The sequence below is a fragment of the Ruegeria sp. CG4 genome (genome assembly GCF_056537185.1).
In genome coordinates this window covers 1,136,412-1,150,928 of the sequence record NZ_JBQFRB010000001.1, presented here as the reverse complement: position 1 = coordinate 1,150,928, position 14,517 = coordinate 1,136,412, and the positions used below count along the sequence as shown (strand labels likewise).

13 protein-coding genes are annotated in these 14,517 nt (G+C 59.3%); 4 read left to right on the top strand and 9 right to left on the bottom strand.

Annotated elements, in window-relative coordinates; translation table 11 throughout:
* Positions 1 to 168: 168 nt before the first annotated feature.
* Positions 169 to 687 (top strand): YHS domain-containing (seleno)protein, encoded by a 519-nt coding sequence (locus ACR0J2_RS05720; RefSeq protein ID WP_480811927.1) that lies wholly within the window; start codon positions 169 to 171, stop codon positions 685 to 687.
* A 69-nt stretch (positions 688 to 756) separates the two neighbouring features.
* On the opposite strand, the gene ACR0J2_RS05715 is transcribed toward ACR0J2_RS05720, so the two are convergent.
* On the bottom strand, positions 757 to 1,443 hold the full coding sequence (locus tag ACR0J2_RS05715; RefSeq protein ID WP_480811926.1) for a J domain-containing protein: 687 nt from the start codon (positions 1,441 to 1,443) through the stop codon (positions 757 to 759).
* Between the two features lie 215 nt (positions 1,444 to 1,658).
* The gene (gene metF, locus ACR0J2_RS05710) at positions 1,659 to 2,525 is read right to left on the bottom strand and encodes a methylenetetrahydrofolate reductase [NAD(P)H] (RefSeq protein WP_170609711.1); all 867 of its coding nucleotides are present in this window, start codon (positions 2,523 to 2,525) and stop codon (positions 1,659 to 1,661) included.
* 94 nt (positions 2,526 to 2,619) lie between these two features.
* On the opposite strand from metF, the gene ACR0J2_RS05705 reads away from it, so the two are divergent.
* Positions 2,620 to 3,525 (top strand): LysR family transcriptional regulator, encoded by a 906-nt coding sequence (locus tag ACR0J2_RS05705; protein WP_480811925.1) that lies wholly within the window; start codon positions 2,620 to 2,622, stop codon positions 3,523 to 3,525.
* A 108-nt stretch (positions 3,526 to 3,633) separates the two neighbouring features.
* On the top strand, positions 3,634 to 4,419 hold the full coding sequence (locus ACR0J2_RS05700; RefSeq protein WP_170609715.1) for an inositol monophosphatase family protein: 786 nt from the start codon (positions 3,634 to 3,636) through the stop codon (positions 4,417 to 4,419).
* A gap of 63 nt (positions 4,420 to 4,482) precedes the next feature.
* On the opposite strand, the gene bhcD is transcribed toward ACR0J2_RS05700, so the two are convergent.
* The 4 genes from bhcD to bhcA all read right to left on the bottom strand — a co-directional run bounded on the left by bhcD (position 4,483) and on the right by bhcA (position 8,880).
* Positions 4,483 to 5,448: an iminosuccinate reductase BhcD gene (gene bhcD / locus ACR0J2_RS05695; RefSeq protein WP_480811924.1), complete on the bottom strand. Its 966-nt coding sequence runs from the start codon at positions 5,446 to 5,448 to the stop codon at positions 4,483 to 4,485.
* 85 nt (positions 5,449 to 5,533) lie between these two features.
* Positions 5,534 to 6,697, bottom strand: coding sequence for a 3-hydroxy-D-aspartate aldolase BhcC (gene bhcC / locus ACR0J2_RS05690; protein ID WP_480811923.1), 1,164 nt, complete (start codon positions 6,695 to 6,697; stop codon positions 5,534 to 5,536).
* 11 nt (positions 6,698 to 6,708) lie between these two features.
* Positions 6,709 to 7,680 (bottom strand): beta-hydroxyaspartate dehydratase BhcB, encoded by a 972-nt coding sequence (bhcB, locus tag ACR0J2_RS05685; protein WP_170609729.1) that lies wholly within the window; start codon positions 7,678 to 7,680, stop codon positions 6,709 to 6,711.
* A 9-nt stretch (positions 7,681 to 7,689) separates the two neighbouring features.
* Positions 7,690 to 8,880: an L-aspartate--glyoxylate aminotransferase BhcA gene (gene bhcA, locus ACR0J2_RS05680; protein WP_480811922.1), complete on the bottom strand. Its 1,191-nt coding sequence runs from the start codon at positions 8,878 to 8,880 to the stop codon at positions 7,690 to 7,692.
* A gap of 199 nt (positions 8,881 to 9,079) precedes the next feature.
* Between bhcA and ACR0J2_RS05675 the strand changes: the two genes are divergently transcribed.
* Complete coding sequence (locus ACR0J2_RS05675; protein ID WP_480811921.1) at positions 9,080 to 9,919, top strand: IclR family transcriptional regulator; 840 nt, start codon at positions 9,080 to 9,082, stop codon at positions 9,917 to 9,919.
* Here the strand turns inward: ACR0J2_RS05675 and ACR0J2_RS05670 are convergent.
* From ACR0J2_RS05670 to putA, 3 genes are read right to left on the bottom strand one after another with little or no spacing between them, the layout of a single operon-like run.
* Positions 9,895 to 10,266, bottom strand: a complete 372-nt coding sequence (locus ACR0J2_RS05670; protein ID WP_170609735.1) for a GFA family protein — start codon at positions 10,264 to 10,266, stop codon at positions 9,895 to 9,897. The two genes, ACR0J2_RS05675 and ACR0J2_RS05670, sit on opposite strands and share 25 nt — an antisense overlap.
* Positions 10,263 to 11,006, bottom strand: a complete 744-nt coding sequence (locus ACR0J2_RS05665; RefSeq protein WP_170609737.1) for a rhomboid family intramembrane serine protease — start codon at positions 11,004 to 11,006, stop codon at positions 10,263 to 10,265. Before ACR0J2_RS05665 ends, ACR0J2_RS05670 begins: the two co-directional genes overlap by 4 nt.
* A 42-nt stretch (positions 11,007 to 11,048) precedes the next feature.
* Positions 11,049 to 14,450, bottom strand: coding sequence for a bifunctional proline dehydrogenase/L-glutamate gamma-semialdehyde dehydrogenase PutA (putA, locus tag ACR0J2_RS05660; protein ID WP_480811920.1), 3,402 nt, complete (start codon positions 14,448 to 14,450; stop codon positions 11,049 to 11,051).
* Positions 14,451 to 14,517 lie beyond the last annotated feature (67 nt).

Sequence of the window (14,517 nt, the reverse complement as noted above, 5' to 3'; positions counted from 1 at the left end):
GGTTAACAGGTCTGTTTTGTAACAATGGCTGCAAAACCCGTCACGAAATCTCATCCGACCTCACAGCGGCGCGAGCGGGGCTATGTTTTGGCCGTGTATTGCCTATTCTTTGACCAGACCCGCAAAACGGGCGATCCTGCTAACCCCGGACCCAATAGGATTTACGACATGAAACGCTTTGCCTTGTCCCTTGCCACCGCGCTGACCCTGGCCGTGCCCGCCTTTGCCGGTGATCAGTATATTGACGGAACCGGATTTGCCGTCTCGGGCTACGACGTTGTCGCTTATCGCGGCCTGGATCAGGTTCCGGTCGGGCAATCTCAGCCCGAAGCCGTTCGCGGCAATGCAAACTTCACGGCAGATTACAATGGTGCCACGTGGGCCTTTTCAAGCGCAGAAAACCGCGACAAGTTCCTTGAAAATCCTGCCTATTACGCTCCGCAATATGACGGACATTGCGCCTATGGCGTTTCCAAAGGCGGCAAGGTTCCGGGCAATCCGAACCTGTGGCGCATCGTGGATGACAAGCTGTACCTCAACATCACCGATGTTGTGGTCGGGTTCTGGGAAGAGGACGTGCCCGGCAACATCAATCTGGCCGAAGGCAACTGGCCGGGTATCGAACCCGACGCCGCCTCGACCAGTGTAATCCCAAAGTTCACTTCGGAAGGCCCTGTAACAAACTGAGCCTTACCTGTTTAAAACACCAAAGCCCGGCTCCCCACCGATGCCGGGCTTTGGCTTTGCGGCAAGGGCTCAACTTGCCATGCAATAATCGTCGCGTGTGCGCTGATCGGATTCGAACCGGATCCTGACACTTTTGGCACCGGGAAACTTGCGGGCCATGATTGCGTCAGGAACCACAACCTCTCCTGCGCCTGACTCTTTCGACTGAAAACTCAAAACCTCGGTTTCGGCGTGCCGGCAACCAGCCAGGACCGTTGTTGGCAGGGCCACGCGGTTTGCCCCTTCGCAAACTGAGGAGGTCACAAAATAAGTCAGATGCCGACCATTGCACCCGACAGCCTCGGGGATGTGGTCGGACAATGCAGATTGGGCACCTTTTCCGGAGGAAACCGGATCAGCATCTGATTCATTCGATTGCGACAGGACGTTGCGCAGCATATCCCGGCAGGCGTCGATTGCGGTTGCATCCAGTTCGATGACCCGTTTGCGAATTTTCGGACGGCGTGGCTTTCGGCCGGCCGACCCGGCAGTCCCTTTTGCAACCATGCCCTCTCGGCGCAGCAGATCATAGGCCGCCTTGGCATTGGCAAAGCCGGAACTGTCACCTTCGGTGTGGTCCGGATGGGCATGAAACGCGATATGTCGCCACGCTTCGCGGATGTCATCGGAATTAGCAGACGGGTCCAGGCCGAGATGTGCCAAAGCATCCTGGCGCGCCCTGATCTTGTCAGCAGGCTCCATACTCAAATCACTCATTAAACACTACACTGAAACCACATTGAGCAGCTTCATGGCTTTGTCAAATTTTCAGGTAAATTTAAGGCGTTGCGGGAACAATGCGGCAATTCCATCTTGGATTGTCCGTCAGGCGCACCCGGAAGGGGTATCCCGTCTGAAATAAAGGAGGTTTCGCAAAAAAGCCCCTGTCTGGCGGTGGCCAAACAGGGGCAGAATGGAACGTGCCAACCGGGTCAGGCGACGTTCTGCAATTCAGTTTTCGGCGTAATTCCCAGCGCAAAGCAGACATCACGGGTCAGCTCGGGGCGGTTCAGCGTGTAGAAATGCAGTTTGTCCACGCCGCCCTCCAGCAAGTCCGAGCACAATTCTGTGCACATTGCCGTCGCCAGCAGGTCTTCGCGATCATCACGCACGGCCTTTTCGAAAGCGTTTTCGACCCAGGCCGGAATGCGCGTTCCGCAGCGGCGGGCAAAATTCCGTGCGCCCTTCCAGTTCTCGATGGGCAGGATGCCGGGCACGATGGGTTTGTCGATGCCGGCCTTTTCGCACGCGTCGCGGAACCGGAAATAGGTTTCGGCCTCAAAGAAGAATTGTGTCAGGGCCTCTTCCGCGCCCGCGTCCAGTTTTGCCTTGAGCCAATCGATATCCGCCTGCGCGTTGGAGGCTTCTGGGTGGATATCTGGATAGGCGCCCACACGGATCGAGAACATCTCGGTTTCGGCCAGTGCGGAAATCAGCTCGACCGAGCTTGCGAACCCGTCCGGGTGCGGAACGAACTGATCCTGACCCTTGGGCGGATCACCGCGCAGAGCAACGATGTCCTGAACGCCCGCGCGGGCAAACGTGTCGGCGATCTCCAGGGTTTCCTGACGCGAGGCATCGACGCAGGTCAGGTGCGCGGCCACCGGCAGATCCAGCGACTTGTGCAGGGTCGCCACAGCGTCGCGTGTCAGTTCGCGTGTGGTGCCGCCTGCACCATAAGTGACAGAGACAAATCGTGGTGCCAGCGGAGCAAGAATGTGAACCGTGTCCCACAACCGAAAGGAAGCTTCGAGCGTCTGCGGCGGAAAGAACTCGAATGAGATATCTGGCTTGGTCATCGTGGCCTCGTCTTAACAACCTGGATCCCTTGTGCCACGTCCCGCCATGTGAGACAAACTCATATAATTCAAGAACAACATGAGTCGAACAGCGATGCACATTGAATTCCGACACCTTCGTACGATCAAGGCGATCCATGATTGCGGTGGACTGGCGCGGGCTGCAGATCAATTGAACATTACCCAGTCTGCGTTAAGCCATCAGATCAAGGGGTTAGAGGATCAGGCCGGTGTTGAACTGTTCCTGCGCCGCTCGAAACCGATGAAGCTTTCGGCGGCGGGTGTACGCCTGTTGCGTCTGGCCGAACAGATCCTGCCGCAGGTTGAGGCGGCCCAGCATGAGTTTTCATCGCTTCGGGACGGGCGAACCGGGCGCATGCATATCGCAATCGAATGCCACGCCTGTTTCGAATGGCTGTTTCCGGTGCTGGAATCATTCAGGAAAACCTGGGCAGATGTCGACGTGGACATTCGCCCGGGCCTGGCCTTTGACGCGCTTCCGGCTTTGCAGAAAGAAGAGGTCGACCTGGTTGTTTCTTCCGACCCCGAGGACCTGCCGGGTGTCGAGTTCGTGGAACTGTTCGACTACAACGCGGTTTTTGTCGCTGCTTCGGCGCATCCGCTGGCGCAAAAGGAATTTATCGAGGCCGAGGATTTTCGCGGTCAGACCCTGATCACATATCCGGTCGAACGCACGCGGCTGGACGTGTTCAGCCAGTTGCTGATACCCGCCCGTGTGGAGCCTGCATCGATCCGGCAGGTGGAGCTGACAGCCGTCATCCTGCTGCTGGTGGCCTCAAACCGCGGTATTTCGGTACTGCCGGACTGGGTTGTGCGCGAGGTCAAGTACAACTCGGATTACGTCACCCGGCCCCTGACCAGCGAAGGGATCACGCGCAGATTGTACGCGGCGGTCCGGTCAGAAGATCTGGAAAAACCGTTTGTGCAGGAACTGGTCAATCTGGCCCGGACCGAGGCACGCAGGCTTCAGGCGCAATAGGTCCAAGCCACGGCGCAAGCTGTGGGGCAGCTATGCGCATCAACCCTCTTGGCAACGGCGCAATGCATCAGTATACGCGCGGTTTGACCGGACAGGAGCCCATACACAATGGTTGGCAGTGCAAATCTCAACATCATGATCAAGGCCGCGCGAAAGGCGGGGCGTTCTTTGGTCAAGGATTTTCGTGAAGTCGAGAACCTGCAGGTGTCGATGAAGGGTGCCGGAGATTTTGTTTCCAAGGCCGATATTGCAGCCGAGGCGATCCTGAAAGAGGAACTGCTCGGCGCGCGTCCGACCTATGGCTGGCTGGCGGAAGAGGGCGGTTCGATCGACGGCGAAGACCCGACCCGTCGTTGGATTGTGGACCCACTGGACGGCACAACCAACTTTCTGCACGGCCTTCCGCACTGGGCGATTTCCATCGCGCTGGAACACAAGGGCAAGATTGTCGCCGGTGTGATCTACGATGCGGCCAAGGACGAGATGTTCTTTGCCGAAAAGGGCGAAGGCGCATGGATGAATGACCATCGTATCCGGGTTTCGGGCCGGCACCGCATGATCGAATCCGTGTTTTCTACGGGTCTGCCGTTTGGCGGGCGGTCGGATTTGCCCGCGACGTTGCAGGATTTGGCCCGGCTGATGCCGGTGTGCGCCGGCGTACGCCGCTGGGGTGCCGCTGCACTGGACATGGCCTATGTCGCGGCTGGCCGGTACGAAGGGTTTTGGGAACGCCGCCTGAACGCCTGGGATTTGGCCGCAGGCATCATCATCGTGAAAGAAGCGGGTGGGCTGGTTCAGGCGCTGGACCCTGAGGGCGAAATTCTGTCCGACGGCGAAGTCATCTGCGCCAACGAGCCGATCTTTGACAGTTTCGCCAAGGTGATCCGGGGATAACGGAACATTCCCGCCACAGCGAAATTTTCGATGACGCGCCCCAATCAGGGCGCGTTTCTCGTTTCAGAAGTCGACTTCGATGGCGACGCCGTTTTCGATCGCAAGATCGACCACCGCGCTGGCGACGGCCAAATCCTGCAGTCCCACACCTGTACCATCGAATAACGTGACCTCTTCTGCCGAGGTGCGGCCCGGATGCGTGCCGTTGATGACCTCGCCGATCTGACGAATGTCTTTTTCGGATTTTGCCCCAGCCGCGACCGCGTGCTGGCACTCACCCAGCGTCACCGCCTGCGCGACTTCGTCCGTGAAGACACTGGCGCGAATGATCAGATCCGTTTCCACTTCCTGTTTCCCAACCGTGTCGGTGCCCATGCACGCGACATGCGTGCCATCCGACACATGTTGCGACAGTAGTGAAGGCGCGAAGGACGACGTGATGGTGATGATCACATCCGCTTCGGCCAGACCCGGCAGGTCCACGGCCTCGAATGGCAATCCCGCGTCTTCGGCAACCTTGGCGAGATTGGGCAGCATTTCGGGATGCATGTTCCAGCCGATGACCTTTTCAAACTTGCGCTGTTCCAGCGCCGCCCGCAGTTGAAAGGCAGCCTGATGCCCTGCGCCAACCATGCCGATAACCTTGGCATCCTTCCGGGCCAGATGGTTGATCGACACGGACGAGGCCGCTGCGGTTCTGAGGGCTGTCAGCAGATTGCCACCAACCATTGCTTTGGCCCGTCCGGTACCCGGGTCGAACAGGAAAACGGTGGACTGATGGTTGATCACACCGTGCGTTTCCAGATTGTTGGGCCAGTATCCCCCGGCCTTCAGGCCCAATGTCATACCTGCCCGGTCAAATCCGCCTTTGAACCCGTATAGCGCATCCGCATGGCCAATGGCTTCGCGCACAACCGGAAAGTTGTAGGCATCCCCTGACGCCATCGCGGCAAATACCTGTTCGACAGCCGCATAGCTTTCCTTTCGGCCCATCAGGGCTCCGATTTCCTTTTCGGGAACGATATACATCGTTTGCGCCTTTCCTGAATGTTGGCGGAGAACGTAGCAAACGGGGCAGATTGCAAACTGCCCCGTCTGTCAGATTGGATACCGGTCAGTAGGCCTTGCCACGGGCAGAAACCGGCCACAGCGTTTCAACCTTGCCGTCGCGCACACCAACATACCAGTCATGGACGTTGGCCGTCGGGTCGCAATGGCCGGGCACCAGCCGCAGTTTGTTATTCACCTTCAGCGCTCCGCCGGGATCGGAAATCACCCCGTGTTCATCCGAGCATTTGATGTATTCCACATCGTCGCGCCCATAGATAAAGGGCAGCCCGCTATCGACTGACTGGGCCTTGAGACCTGCATCGCAGATCGCCTTGTCGGCTTTGGCATGGCTCATCACGCTGGTCAGGATGAAGAACGCGTTCTCCCATTCCCCCTGATCGATCCGATTGCCGTCCTTGTCGAGGATCCGGCCATAGTCGGCATCCATGAAGGCGTAGGACCCACACTGAAGTTCATTGTAAACGCCAGAATTGGATTCGAAGTAGTAAGACCCCGTGCCACCGCCCGAAACCAGTTCAGGTTCCAGTCCGACGGCCTTCAGCCCCTGCACCGCATCCGCCACCATGGCGATTGCAACATCGAGCTTGGCTTTGCGATCGTCAAAACTGTCCATGTGCTGCATTGCGCCCTGATAGGCCTGAATGCCCAGAAACTTAAGGTTGTCAGCGGCATCAACGGCTTGCGCAATCGCAACCACATCCGCTGTTGTCGTCACACCGCAGCGCCCCGCACCGCAGTCGATTTCGACAAAAACACTCAGTTCCGTTCCGTGCCGCACTGCCGCGGCGGACAGATCGGCGACGTTGTCGATGTCATCCACACAGACGATGACGTGGGCGTCATATTTTGGCAGTCGCGCCAGCCTGTCGATCTTGGCCGGGTCGCGCACCTGATTTGACACCAGAATGTCCTTGATGCCGCCGCGGGCAAACACCTCGGCCTCGGACACTTTCTGGCAGCACACGCCAACCGCGCCGCCGAGCTCTTCCTGCAGTTTGGCAACGTCCACCGATTTGTGCATCTTGCCATGCACCCGGTGGCGCATCCCGTGTGCCTTGGCATAGTCGCCCATCTTGCGGATGTTCCGCTCCAGCGCGTCAAGGTCCAGGATCAGGCAGGGGGTCTGGATTTCGCTTTCATCCATGCCAATGGCGGCGGGGACGTCAAAGCCGACTTCCAGTTCGTCCATGTTCAAAGGTTTGTTCATTGTCATCCTCCTTACCCTGCCAGCCAGGGAAGCTTGTCCAGATCCACATTTCCGCCGGTAATGATCACCCCGACGCGTTTGCCCCGGAACACTTCGGGGTTTTTGAGAATGGTCGCCAGCGGCACCGCCGACGAAGGTTCCATCACCACGCGCAGGTACTTCCATGTCAGTTTCATCGCATCGATGATCTCATCCTCGGTCGCGGTGAAAATGTCGGTCACGTGGTTTGAAACGAAATGCCATGTGTTTTCTTTGAGGGGCACCAGCAGGCCGTCGGCCACCGTCTTGGGCGCGTCATCTGCAATGATCCGACCGGCTTTGAACGAGCGATATGCGTCATCAGCCTGTTCCGGTTCAGCCGCGTAAATCGCGGTTTCCGGGGCCAGGTTGGAGACGGTCAGGCAAGTCCCCGACACCATGCCGCCGCCGCCGATCGGGGCAATGACGGCATCCACGCCATCCGTCTGTTCCAGCAATTCCGCCGAACATGTCGCTTGACCCGCGATGACGCGAGGGTCGTTATAGGGATGCACGAACTCGCCACCGGTTCGGGCCTGTACTTCGGCAAACGTTGCTTCGCGGGACGAAGTCGACGGCTCGCATTCGGTGATCGTACCGCCATAGCGGCGCACCGCGTCCTTTTTGGCCTGCGGTGCAGTGCGGGGCATGACCACGTTGCACGGAATGCCTCGCCGGCCCGCCGCATAGGACAGGGACAGGGCGTGGTTGCCACTGGAATGCGTGCAGACGCCCTTGGCGGACTTCTCTTCGCTCAGCCCGAAAACGGCGTTGCACGCACCGCGTACCTTGAAGGCGCCGGCTTCCTGAAAGTTCTCGCATTTGAAGTACAACTGCGCACCGGTGAGGTCATCCAGATATTCCGAACGCATGACCGGAGTGCGGCGGATATGGGGTTTGATCCGCTCATGCGCCGCGCGCATGTCGGCGATGGTCAGATCGGCTGCGGTGACTTGATCCAGCATCTTCGCCTCCTACGCTGCAGCCTGAGCATGGCCGGACGGACCACTGCGATAGTAATCCTGTGCCGCGGCAACACCGCTGCCCAGTTTGATGGGGTAGTTCAGATCGGCCATGGCCATCTCGATCGTGGCGAGGCCAGACAGAACCATAACGTCGGTCAGCGATCCCAGATGCCCGATACGGAACGCCTTGCCGTTCAGTTGCCCCAGACCAACTCCGAACGAGACACCATAGGCGTTGAAGGCGTGGTCGGTCAGGGCGTTACTGTCGAACCCATCGGGAACATAAACCGCGCTGACGGTATCCGAAAACAGATCCGGGCTTTGCGCCACCAGCTTCAGCCCCCACGCATCCACGGCCCGGCGAACACCTTCGGCCAGACGGAAATGGCGGGCGTAGACATTTTCGAGCCCTTCTTCGAACAACATTTTCAGGCTTTCCCGCATACCGTAGATCAGTTGCAGGGGCGGGGTATATGGAAAGCCGCCGGATGCGTTGGCTGCAAGCATGTCGCGGAAGTCAAAAAAGGTGCGCGGCAGTTTCGCGGATTGCATCGCCTCCAGAGCCTTGGGGCTGGCGCACAGGATCGCCATTCCGGTCGCCAGCATGAACCCCTTTTGCGAGCCCGACACGGCGATATCGACTCCCCATTGATCAAATTCGAACGGCATCGAGGCAAGCGAGCTGACGCAATCGACCATCAAAAGCGCCGGATGGTCGGCCGCCTCCATAGCATTGCGAACCGCAGCGATGTCCGAGCGCACACCGGTCGCCGTTTCGTTGTGAGTGACCAGTACAGCACGGATTTCGTGGTTCGTGTCTGCAGCCAGGGCGGCTTGGAACTGATCCGCCGGCGCGCCGCTGCCCCAGGCGCATTCAATGACCTGCACGTCTAGCCCGTGCCGTTCGCACATATCGATCCAGCGGTGGCTGAAGACGCCATAGCGCGCGACCAGAACCTTGTCGCCGGGGCTGAGCGTGTTGGTTATCGACGCTTCCCACCCTCCGGTTCCGCTGGCCGGGAATGTGATGATCTTGCCATCGGTGGTGCCGAACACCTTCTTTGTGTCCTCCAGCACGGGGGCAAAGGTTTCGACGAAATCCGGCGCACGGTGATCCTGTGTCTGAACATGCATGGCCAGACGCAGACGATCGGGGATGTTGGTCGGGCCGGGTATGAAGACCGGATTCTGGTTTGACATGACTGAGTCCTCCGCTTTGTCAGAATTGTGACTGCGCAGGCGTCAGCTTGCAATTTTCTTGAAAAATATTTTCATTTTTGCAATTAAATATGTAATACCCTGAAATTATGAGTTTTTCAGTTTCTCAAATTTGTAAGCCGGAATATGGCCTGAAAATTTCCAATCTATGGCTAGGCGAAATTGCGAACAGGAAACAGAAATGAACAATCAAAAGCGGCCACGCGGCAGACCAAAATCCCTGTTCAAGGAAAGTTCGGCCGGGACCATGCAATCGCTGGACCGGGCGCTGGGTGTTCTGAGCGCGGTTGCCCGTTTCGAACGCGCGGCCCTCAGCGATCTGGCCCGTGAAATCGATGTGCCCACGGCTACGACACACAGGATTCTGACGACCCTGCAAAAGCACGGCTATGTGACTTTTGACGATGAGCGGCAGGAATGGATGATCGGGATCGAAGCCTACCGGACCGGCGCATCCTTTTTGCGGCGCAACAGTGTTTTGGAGATCGGCCGCCCCATTTTGCGCCGTCTCATGCAGGACAGTGGGGAAACGGCCAATCTGGCTGTACCGGACGGCGCCGAGGTCGTCTTTGTCGGGCAGGTCGAAACATCGAACCCGATCCGCGCTTTCTTTCCGCCCGGGGCGCGAACACCCATGTACGCATCAGGAACAGGCAAAGCCATTCTGGCAGCCATGAAGGAAGCTTCCCTGCAAAAAGTCCTGCGCGGCACGGAACTGACCGCCTTCACCCAGCATACGCAGGTGCCCGAACCGCAGTTGTTGCTGGATTTGGCCAAAACGCGCGGGCGTGGCTGGTCGCTGGACAGGGAAGAACGGTATGAAGGTATGTCCTGCATCGGCGCCGCGATCTACAATGACCGGGGTGAACCCTGCGCGGGAATATCTGTCTCTGGCCCGTCGGTGCGGTTTGACGAAACACGTGCGCCGGAACTTGCAGACCTTGTGACAAAGGCCGCTGCTGAAATCACGTTCCTGAGCGGGGGGCGCACACCGGATCACTCCGATCTGTCAGACGGGTGATTGACGCCGTCGTTCCAAGGTATTGGCCCATGCGCGCGGGGATTGCCGCCTTCGATACAACCCAGATTGACGCCGCATTCGGCGGGGTCGGACCGGCGCTGGTGATACACGTAGATGCCGCAGGTTTTGCAGAAGTGATGCTTGGCCGTGTGCGTGCCCCAGGTGTACAGGCTGAGGTTCCCAGCACCCTTTAATACGCGCAGACTTTCGGTGGTCGCGGTGACCGCCGCTGCTCCGCGCCGCAGGCAGAATGAGCAATCACAACGGGCGGCCGAGGACAGGCCTTCAGGAAACTCGGCCTCGATTTCCACTGCGCCGCAATGGCAGGTGGCTGTCATTCTGGTCATCTGCGAGGCACTTTCGGAATGCGGGATTGGGTCAGCTTGTACTTGTGTTCGGGGTGGGGCGGGTGGCCATGGGTCCGGTTCCAGAAACCGGGTCCGCCCCGGCGCAGCCAAACCGGAATGCACAGCACCAATCCGACCACAAAGCCGCCGGTATGCGCCCAGTAGGCGACACCACCCTCATCAGGGTTGCTGGCCAGGCTTCCCAAAAACTGCATCCCCAGCCAGATGCCCAGCATGATAAAGGCAGGAATGGTGAAGACGCGGAAATAGATGATCAGGATCAGAAGAACATCGACCCGCGCTTTGGGGAACAGCAAGAGGTAACCGCCCATGACACCGGCAATGGCGCCAGAGGCTCCGATGGTCGGCACGATGGAGTCTGGCGCGGTCAGGACATGAATCAGGCCTGCTCCGATGCCCGACAGTACATAGAATAGCAGAAAGGGCAGGTGGCCCATCTCGTCTTCCAGATTGTCGCCGAAGATCCACAGAAACAGCATGTTCCCCGCCAGATGCATCCAGCCGCCGTGCAAGAACATCGAGGTCACCAGGGTTTCAAAGCTGAACCCGTCCGTGATGCGCGCGGGGATGACTGCATAGTCGTAGTAAAGCTGGTTGATCAGTCGTGCGTTGTCCATAACGCCGACATAGCTGAGGAAAATCAGGATATTGGCCGCCATCAGAATATAGACGACATACGGCGTGCGCCCCGAAGGGTTATGGTCTCGGATCGGAAACATGGGGCGACGCTGGGCTTTTCCCGGCCCAGCGTCAAGACATGCTTACGCCGCACCCCCCAAAAGGGCTGCGTTTCCTCCGGCCGCAGTTGTATCGACGCAGACGTGGCGCTCTCCCAACACGCGGGCGCGGTCGGGCAAGCCCGGGATCAGGGGCAGGATCGGACCTTCCCGTCGCGCCAGAAGGCGTTCGATTTGCCGGGCGGTTTCTTCGTCACCCCACCACAACACGCCCGAAATCCCGGTCAGGTTTTCGATCCGGTGCAGGTCCAGGTTGCCGGTTGCGCAGATGGCGGTGCCGCCAAGTGCCTTTACAGCCTCCGCCTGTGCCTGAGTGGCGTCTTCACCGGGTCCCATGCACAGCAGGGGCGCGCGGGGTGTTTCGCTCAGGCGGTTGGATTCGCCGGTCGGGCCGGGCAAGGAGCGTGTCCGAGTTGGCGCGGCTTGTCCTTCTGGTTTGGGCAGCGTTGTCATGATTGAGTCCCATTGACCCGGGCTTTTCTGTCTGTCCGGCGCGCAGAATCGCGCCATGTAGTTTGGCCCGCCCGCCTTGGGGCCGGTGCCGGATAGCCCTTCTCCTCCAAATGGTTGCGAGCCGACAATCGCGCCGATCTGGTTGCGATTGACGTAGATGTTTCCGGCATGCACCGCCTCGGTCACGTGTTGAACACGGTCGTCAATCCGGGTGTGCAGGCCAAATGTCAGGCCATAGCCGGTCGCGTTGATATCCGCGATCACCTGATCGATTTCGGCGGCCTTAAAGCGGGCGACGTGCAGAACGGGTCCAAAGATCTCGCGCTCCAGTGCGGTGATGCCTGACACTTCGATCAGGGTCGGAGCAACAAATGTGCCTTCGGGCGGAAGGGGCATTTCTTTCAATACGCGGCCGTCGGCGCGGGCGCGGGCCACATGGTCGGCAATACCCTGCCGCGCGGTTTCATCGATAACCGGGCCGCTGTCAGTCGAAATCAGCCACGGGTCGCCCAATTGCAGGGCATTCATGGCACCCTTGAGCATTTTGAGAAGGTCGTCGGCGATGTCTTCCTGCACGTAGAGACAGCGCAAGGCTGAGCACCGTTGGCCAGCGGACTGAAACGCGCTTTCAATGATGGATTGCACGGCCTGTTCCGGAAGCGCGGTGCTGTCGACGATCATAGCATTCAAACCGCCGGTTTCCGCAATCAGCGGCGTGCCCGGGCGCAGGTTTTCTGCCATGGCGGCGCGGATTTTCAGTGCCGTCGCAGTCGAGCCGGTAAAGGCCACACCGGATACCCGCGGGTCAGAGGTGAGAGCTGCGCCAACCGAAGGCCCACCCGGCAACAATTGCAGGGCATCGCGGGGCACACCGGCCTCGTGCAGCAATTGCACGGCCCGATGGGCGATCAGCGGTGTTTGCGGTGCAGGCTTGGCCAGAACGGCGTTGCCGGTCGCCAGCGCCGCCGAAATCTGACCCGAGAAAATCGCCAGCGGAAAATTCCACGGACTTATGCAGGTAAAGGTTCCGGCCGGTTTGGCATCGGGAATATTGGCCGCATAATAGCGCAGGAAATCGACAGCTTCGCGCAGCTCGGCTACCGCGTCGGGCAGGGTCTTACCGGCTTCCCGCGCCAGCAGGGCAAACAGTTCCCCGAAGTTTTGTTCATAAAGATCGGCAGCCCTGTTCAGGGTTTCCCGGCGCTCGGAAGCAGGGGCCTGCCACGGTGCCGCTGACGCAAGGGCCAGTTCGACATCGTCTGCGCTGGCGGGGGCAACCGCCCCGGGCCGGTCCATCGGTTGCGCCGGGTTAATGACCGGCTCATCCGCTTCGGGCGCAGCGTTGTCGGACAGCAGGGGCCGTGCGTACCAGTGATGGGCCCGGAACCTGTCCCTTGCGGCGTCGATCCTGTCCAGCGTAGGCGTGTGATGCAGGTCGAACCCAACCGAGTTTTTTCGCTCGGGCTGGAACAGATCGGGACCGGTGGTCAGCGGCGTGACAGCGTGTTCAATGGATCCGAACGGGTCGGCTGCAACTTCTTCCGGGGGGACGTCCTCATCCACAATCTGGTTCACGAAGGACGAGTTCGCACCGTTCTCCAGCAACCGCCGCACCAGATAGGCCAACAGATCGCGATGCGCGCCAACCGGGGCGTAGATACGGCAGCGCGTGTTGCTTTTGTCCTTGACGATCCGGTGCAGGGTTTCGCCCATGCCGTGCAGGCGCTGGAACTCGTACGGCTGGTCGTCGGCCATATGCAGAATCGCACTGACGGTGTGGGCATTATGCGTGGCAAACTGCGGATAAATCCTGTCCGTCATGCCGAGAAGCTTCCGGGCGTTGGCAATGTACGAGACGTCGGTTGCGGCTTTGCGAGTAAAGACGGGGAACCCGTTCATGCCCTCGACCTGAGCCCGCTTGATCTCGGTATCCCAATAGGCGCCTTTTACCAGCCGCACCATCAGTTTGCGGTCGTGACGTTCGGCCATTTCATAAAGCGTATCCAGAACCAGCCCGGCGCGGGGGCCGTAGGCCTGAACAACGATGCCGAAGCCGTCCCAACCCGCCAATGCGGGTTCAGACATGACAGCCTCGATCACTTGCAGCGACAAGGACAGGCGGTCTGCTTCTTCCGCGTCCACGTTCAGACCCATCCCCGCGGCTTTGGCCAGCAATGCCAGCGCGCGCAAGCGGGGAACGAGTTCATCCATCACCCGCTGTTCCTGCGCCAGCTCATAGCGCGGATGCAGAGCGGACAGTTTCACTGAAATGCCGGGGTTGGCACGGATGTCGTCATGGGTGCAGGCATCGGAAATCGCGGTGATGGCGCGGGAATAGGACAGATGATAACGCGCCGCATCCGCCTCGGTCCGGGCGGCTTCGCCAAGCATGTCATAGGAATATGTGTAGCCCTTCGTCTCCATCCCTTTGGCGCGCGACATGGCCGACTGAATGGTTTCGCCCAGAACGAACTGGCGCCCCATTTCTTTCATCGCCCGTCCGACTGCTGTTCGGATCACCGGTTCACCCAGCCGCTTGATTGCACTGCGCAGCACACCCACGGGCGAGGCCTTGTCTTCATCCAGCACTTTGCCCGTCAGCATCAGCGCCCAGGTCGACGCATTGACCAGCGAGGACGAGGAGTGGCCCAGATGCTTGCCCCAGTCCGACGGTGCGATCTTGTCTTCGATCAGCGCATCGATCGTGTCGGCATCCGGAACGCGCAACAGGGCTTCGGCCAGACACATAAGCGCGATGCCCTCATCCGTGGACAGGCCGTATTCGGCCAGAAACACCTCCATCATGCCCGGCGATGTGCTGGATCGAATATCACGTACCAGTTGCGCCGCCGCCGCGCATATGGCGTTTCGGTCGGCAACCGTCAGATTTGCCTGTTCGGTCAGGCGTTCCAGTACAGTGTCCTGGTCGGCATAAGTTTGGCTGTCGATGACAGAGCGCAGGTTGTGTGACATCTTTCCTCCGGGCTTTTGATGAGTATACCGTCGAAATTTCGGGACAATCGCCTGATTATGGGAAATA

What these genes read in the sequence shown, in the direction of transcription:
- ACR0J2_RS05665 (WP_170609737.1), bottom strand. Translation starts at nt 11,006, where the DNA reads ATGTTTCCGATCCGAGACCATAACCCTTCGGGGCGCACGCCGTATGTC.
- ACR0J2_RS05700 (WP_170609715.1), top strand. Translation starts at nt 3,634, where the DNA reads ATGGTTGGCAGTGCAAATCTCAACATCATGATCAAGGCCGCGCGAAAG.
- bhcC (WP_480811923.1), bottom strand. Translation starts at nt 6,697, where the DNA reads ATGAACAAACCTTTGAACATGGACGAACTGGAAGTCGGCTTTGACGTC.
- metF (WP_170609711.1), bottom strand. Translation starts at nt 2,525, where the DNA reads ATGACCAAGCCAGATATCTCATTCGAGTTCTTTCCGCCGCAGACGCTC.
- bhcD (WP_480811924.1), bottom strand. Translation starts at nt 5,448, where the DNA reads ATGTATATCGTTCCCGAAAAGGAAATCGGAGCCCTGATGGGCCGAAAG.
- bhcB (WP_170609729.1), bottom strand. Translation starts at nt 7,680, where the DNA reads ATGCTGGATCAAGTCACCGCAGCCGATCTGACCATCGCCGACATGCGC.
- ACR0J2_RS05670 (WP_170609735.1), bottom strand. Translation starts at nt 10,266, where the DNA reads ATGACCAGAATGACAGCCACCTGCCATTGCGGCGCAGTGGAAATCGAG.
- putA (WP_480811920.1), bottom strand. Translation starts at nt 14,450, where the DNA reads ATGTCACACAACCTGCGCTCTGTCATCGACAGCCAAACTTATGCCGAC.
- ACR0J2_RS05720 (WP_480811927.1), top strand. Translation starts at nt 169, where the DNA reads ATGAAACGCTTTGCCTTGTCCCTTGCCACCGCGCTGACCCTGGCCGTG.
- bhcA (WP_480811922.1), bottom strand. Translation starts at nt 8,880, where the DNA reads ATGTCAAACCAGAATCCGGTCTTCATACCCGGCCCGACCAACATCCCC.
- ACR0J2_RS05705 (WP_480811925.1), top strand. Translation starts at nt 2,620, where the DNA reads ATGCACATTGAATTCCGACACCTTCGTACGATCAAGGCGATCCATGAT.
- ACR0J2_RS05675 (WP_480811921.1), top strand. Translation starts at nt 9,080, where the DNA reads ATGAACAATCAAAAGCGGCCACGCGGCAGACCAAAATCCCTGTTCAAG.
- ACR0J2_RS05715 (WP_480811926.1), bottom strand. Translation starts at nt 1,443, where the DNA reads ATGAGTGATTTGAGTATGGAGCCTGCTGACAAGATCAGGGCGCGCCAG.